This window comes from Streptomyces sp. CNP082 (assembly GCF_059570535.1).
In genome coordinates this window covers 1316-7104 of record NZ_JCANSZ010000096.1, presented here as the reverse complement: position 1 = coordinate 7104, position 5789 = coordinate 1316, and the positions used below count along the sequence as shown (strand labels likewise).

Genomic DNA, 5789 nt, shown 5'->3' with positions numbered 1-5789 from the left:
TCGGATCCGGCGAACCCCCGCCTGGTCGTCCCTGAGCGCGGCTCCGCCGATGCCGCCGGTCTCGTCACCCGTATCGACGCCGTTGACGCCGCCGACACCGCAGACACGGCCGGCAACGCCGGTCTCGACGCGCTCGCCGGCCGCGAAGCCCGCGCCGCCGCCGCGAAGTTGCGTCCTGCGGACGGAACGATGGTCCGTGTCGTCTGGCTGGACGCCGGCCCGTCCCGGGTCGGGCGGCTCGTACTCGTCGTCCACCACCTCGTGGTCGACGGCATGTCCTGGCGCATCCTCCTCTCCGACCTCCAGGCTGCCTGCCTTTCTCTCGCCGACGCCCGGCAGCCCGCCCTCGACCCCGTGCCCACTCCCTTCCGGCGCTGGGCGCGCGACCTCGTCGCCCAGGCGGCAAGCGATGACCGCGCCGCCGAAGTCGACGCCTGGACCGGCCTTCTCGGCGCCCCCGCACCACCCCTCGGCCACCGCCCCCTGGACCCCACCGCCGACACCGCCGGGGCCATGTGTTCCCACACCTGGACGGTGCCCGCCGAGCACGCGGTGACGCTTGTTGGCCGCACCCCCACCGTCTTCCACACCGGCGTGTACGAGGTGCTGCTGGCGACCCTCGCCGGGGCCGTCGTCCTCTGGCGGCCGGAGACGACGGACCACGGTCTGCTCATCGACATCGAGGGCCACGGCCGCCAGCCGGACGGGGACATGGACCTGTCGCGGACGGTCGGCTGGTTCACCGCCGTGCATCCGCTGCGCCTCGACACCTCCGGCGTCGACCTCCGCTATGCGCGCGCCGGCGGCGCGGCGGCCGGTGTGCTGCTGAAGGCGGTCAAGGAGCAGGCTCAGGCCGTGCCGGGTGACGGTCTCGGCCACGGGCTGCTGCGGTACCTCAACCCGCAGACCGCCGAGGCCATGGCGGCGTTGCCGTCGCCGCAGATCGGCTTCAACTACCTCGGCCGCTTTGCCGCCGCCTCCCCGGCCGCCGGCCCCGAGCCGTGGCAGCCGGCCGGGGACACGGCCGTCGGCGGATCCGCCGCGCCGGACCTGCCGGTGGCGCACGCGCTGGAGGCGAACGCGGTGGTCCGCGACACCCCCGGCGGCCCGGAGCTGACGCTGACCCTGAGCCGGGCCTCCGGTCTCCTCGGCGCCGAGGAGACCGAGCGACTGGGCGCCATGTGGCTGGACATGCTCGCCGGGCTCGCCGCCCACACCGGCGACCCGGCGGCCGGCGGGCACACCCCCTCGGACTTCGGGCTGCTCGACCTCGGACAGGACGAGGTCGACGAGTTCGAAGCCGGACTCGACGACGACGACCTTCTGTGACCCCGGCCCCGTAAACCCGAATCCCGTAACCCAATCGATCCGCCAACCCGCCAACCCGCCGACCCGGAAGCCCTGACCTCGTACCGCCGTGAGCCCCTGAACCGCAGCCAGCGATCCGCAGTGAGGAGAGACAGAGCGATGACCCGATCCGCCGTCGAGGACGTGTGGCCGCTGTCGCCGCTGCAGGAGGGCCTGCTGTTCCACGCCGCTTTCGACGAGGACGGCCCCGACGTCTACCAGGGCCAGCGGCTGCTGGACCTGGTCGGCCCTGTGGACCCGGACAGACTGCGGGGGTCGTGGGAGGCGCTGCTGGAGCGGCACGCCGGGCTGCGCGCGAGCTTCCGGCGGCGCAAGTCGGGCGAGGCGGTGCAGGTCATCGCGCGCGATGTGGAGCTGCCGTGGGAGGCGGCGGACGTCTCCGACCGGCCGGAGGCCGAGGCGCTGGCCGAGGCCGAGCGGCTGGCGGCCAGGGCACGGGCGGAGCGCTTCGACCCGGCCGCCGCGCCGCTGCTGCGGCTGCTCCTCGTCCGGTTCGGCGCCGAGCGCCACCGGCTGGTCGTCACCAGCCATCACGTCCTCATGGACGGCTGGTCGATGCCGGTGCTGCTCGGCGAGCTGACGGCGGTGTACGCGGCGGGCGGCGACGCGCGCGGGCTGCCCCCGGCCACGTCGTACCGCGAGTATCTGGCGTGGCTGCGCCGGCAGGACAAGGACGCCGCGCGGGCCGCGTGGCGCGCGGAGCTGGCCGGGGCCGGCGAGCCGACGCTTGTGGCACCCGCCGACCCGGGGCGGCTTCCGGTGGCGCCGGAGAGCCTGATCGCGGAGGCCCCGCAGGCGTTGTCCGCGGACCTGGCCGCCCTGGCCCGCGCCCGCGGCCTGACGCTCAACACGGTGGTGCAGGGCGCGTGGGCGCTGGTCCTGGGGCGGCTTGCGGGGCGTACGGACGTCGTGTTCGGTGCCACCGCCTCCGGCCGGCCGCCGGAGCTGCCGGGTGTCGAGTCGATGGTGGGGCTGTTCATCAACACCCTGCCGGTGCGTGTCCGGCTCGACGGCGCGCAGCCGGTGGCGGAGATGCTCGCCGCCTTGCAGGACCGGCAGTCGGCGCTCGTCGCACATCAGCATGTGGGTCTGCCCGAAGTGCAGCGGACCGCCGGCGCCGGCGGTGTCTTCGACACGATCGTGGTGTACGAGAACTACCCTCTGCCGCCCGAGGAGGCGCCTGCCCCCGGCACGTTCGCGATCCGCATGGCCGGTGGCCAGGAGGCGGCGCACTATCCGCTGACGCTCGTCGCCGCCCCCGGTGAGCAGTTGAGCTTCAAGCTCGACTACCGCCCTGACCTGTTCGACCGCGCCGCCGTGCAGACGGTCTTCGAGCGCCTGGTGCGGGTGCTGGAGCAGATCGCCGCCGATCCGGCGGCCCCCGTGGGCCGGATCGACATGGTCCCGGCCGCGGACCGGGCGCGCGTGGTGGCGGAGTGGAACGCCACCGAGGCGCCGCTGCCGGGTGCCTGTGTGCCGGAGCTGTTCGCCGCGCACGCCGTACGGTCGCCGGGTGCGCACGCCGTGACCGAAGGGGCACGGACGCTGACGTACGGGGAACTGGACGCGGCCTCCGGACGGTTCGCGGCGTATCTGGCGGACGCCGGGGTGCGCCGCGGCGACCGGGTCGCCGTCGTCATGGAGCGGTCGGCCGACCTGCTCGTGGCGCTGCTGGGCGTGTGGAAGGCCGGCGCGGCGTACGTGCCGGTGGATCCCGGCTACCCCGCTCAGCGGGTGGCGTTCCTGCTGGCCGACTCCGCCCCCGCGGCCGTGGTGTGCACCCGGCAGACGCGCGCGGCGGTGCCCGGTGACGCCGCCGCGGTCCTCGTCGTCCTCGACGACCCGCAGACCGCGACCGCCGTCGCCGGCCGTCCCGCCGCGGCCCCCGTGCGGGTAAGCGCGGCGGACGTGGCGTACGTGATGTACACCTCCGGCTCGACGGGGACGCCCAAGGGTGTGGCCGTGCCGCACGGTGCCGTGGTGGTGCTCGCCGGCGAGAGCGGCTGGGCCGTGGGCCCGGGCGAGGCGGTGCTGATGCACGCGCCGCACGCGTTCGACATCTCTCTGTACGAGGTGTGGGTGCCGCTCGCCGCCGGCGGCCGGGTCGTGATCGCTGAGCCCGGCGTCGTCGACGCGGAGCGGGTGCGCCGGGCCGTTGCCGGCGCGGGCGTGAGCAGACTGCACGTGACCGCCGGGCTGTTCCGGGTGCTCGCGGAGGAGTCCCCGGAGTGCTTCGCGGACCTGCGTGAGGTCCTCACCGGCGGCGACGTGGTGTCGGCCGCGGCCGTCGCGCGCGTGCGCGAGGCGTGCCCCGATGTCTGCGTGCGGCACCTGTACGGGCCCACGGAGATCACGCTCTGCGCGACCTGGCACGTGCTGCGCCCCGGCGACACGGCGGGCGCCGTGCTGCCCATCGGCCGGCCGATGGGCAACCGGCGGGCCTACGTGCTGGATGCGTTCCTGCAGCCGGTGCCCCCGGGCGTCACCGGTGAGCTGTACGTGGCCGGGCCGGGCCTGGCCCGCGGCTACCTGGGGCACGCGGACCAGACGGCGGAGCGGTTCGTGGCCTGCCCGTTCGACACCGGCGGGCGGATGTACCGCACCGGCGACCTGGCGCGCTGGACCGACGGCGGACTGCTGAACTTCGCCGGCCGCGCCGACGAGCAGGTGAAGATCCGCGGCTATCGCGTGGAGTTGGGCGAGGTGGAATCCGCGCTCGCCGTCCACGAGGACGTCGCGCACGCGGTGGTCGTGGCGCGCGAGGACCGGCCGGGCGAGAAGCGGCTCGTCGCGTACGTCGTGCCCGACGGGCGGGCTGTCGAGGGGGAGCACCTGCGCGCGCACGTCGCCGCCGCGCTGCCGGAGTACATGGTTCCGGCCGCGGTGGTGGTGCTGGACGAACTGCCACTCACGGTCAACGGCAAGGTCGACAGGGCGGCGCTGCCCGCCCCCGGCTTCGCCGGGCGCGCAACGGGACGGGCGCCGTCCGGCGCCGCGGAGACGGCGCTGTGCACGCTGTTCGCCGAGGTACTGGGCCTGGAGCGGGCCGGTGCGGACGACAGCTTCTTCGCGCTGGGCGGTGACTCGATCACGTCGATGCAGCTCGCCTCCCGGGCCCGGCGCGCGGGGTACGTGCTGACGCCGCGGCAGGTATTCGAGGAGAAGACCCCGGAGCGGCTGGCCCTGGTCGCGCAGATCGCCGAACCGGCACGGCGTCGTGCGGCGGCCCGGGACGACGGCGTGGGCCAGGTACCGTGGACACCGGTCATGCGCCGGCTGGGAGTACGGGCCGCGGCGCCCGGATTCGCGCAGTGGACGGTCGTGGGCGCACCGGCGGGCCTGGGGCTCGAGGCGCTGACGGGCGGGCTGGGCGCGGTGCTCGACGCGCACGACATGCTGCGTGCCCGTACCGGCCCGGCAGACGCGGCCGATCTCCGGCTGACGGTCGGCAACCGGGGCTCGGTCGACCCGGCCGCGCTCGTCACCCGCATCGACGCGTCGGACGCAGACGGCCTCGGCAACCGAGACGGCGATGACTGCGGCGAGGGCGGCGACGGTGGTCTCGACGCCCTCGCGGAGCGCGAGGCCCGCGCGGCGGCCGGGCGGCTGGACCCGGCAGCCGGGGTCATGGTCCAGGCCGTGTGGCTCGACGCCGGACCGGCCCGGGTGGGGCGGATCGTGCTGGTGGTCCATCACCTGGTGGTGGACGGGGTGTCGTGGCGGATTCTGGTACCGGATCTGCGGGCTGCGTGTGAGGCGGTGGGGGAGGGGCGGAAGCCGGAGCTGGAGCCGGTGGCGACGTCGTTCCGGCGCTGGTCGCGGGAGCTGGTGGCGCAGGCCGGACGGCCGGAGCGTACGGCGGAGGCCGCCGCTTGGGCCGAACTGCTCGGCGCGCCGGAGCCGCCGCTCGGCACGCGCGCGCTCGACCCGGCCCGCGACACCGCGGCGACCCTGCGCTCGCGGACCTGGACCGTGCCCGCCGAGGAGGCCGAGACACTGACGGGCCGCACGCCCGCCGCGTTCCACACCGGCGTGCACGAGGTGCTGCTCGCCACGCTCGCCGGGGCCGTCGCGGGCTGGCGGACGGACGCGTACGACGGCGTGCTCGTCGACATCGAGGGGCACGGCCGCGAGCCGGTGGAGGACGAGGACCTGACGCGCACGGTGGGCTGGTTCACCAGCGCCCGGCCCGTACGGGCCTCGGTCACCGGGATCGACCTCGACGGCGTACGCGCAGGCGGTGCGGCGGCGGGTGCACTGCTGAAGGCGGTGAAGGAGCAGGCGCGCGCTGTGCCCGGTGACGGTCTGGGCTACGAGCTGCTGCGTTATCTCAACGCCGGGACAGAAGAGGCGATGGCGGCGCTGCCGCAGGCGCAGATCGGCTTCAACTACCTCGGCCGCTTCCCCGCCGCCGNNCNNTC

2 protein-coding genes (1 of these 2 cut by a window edge) are annotated in these 5789 nt (G+C 75.3%); both read left to right on the top strand.

The window, feature by feature from the left end:
* Positions 1-1329 (top strand): condensation domain-containing protein (locus B124_RS35625; RefSeq protein WP_496507171.1); only part of this gene is annotated, 1329 nt, incomplete at its 5' end.
* A gap of 138 nt (positions 1330-1467) precedes the next feature.
* Positions 1468-5789 carry part of the coding region annotated (locus tag B124_RS35620) for an amino acid adenylation domain-containing protein (protein WP_496507170.1) on the top strand (this coding region is incomplete at its 3' end). 1315 nt of the annotated region lie beyond the right edge of the window, so 4322 of the 5637 annotated nt are shown.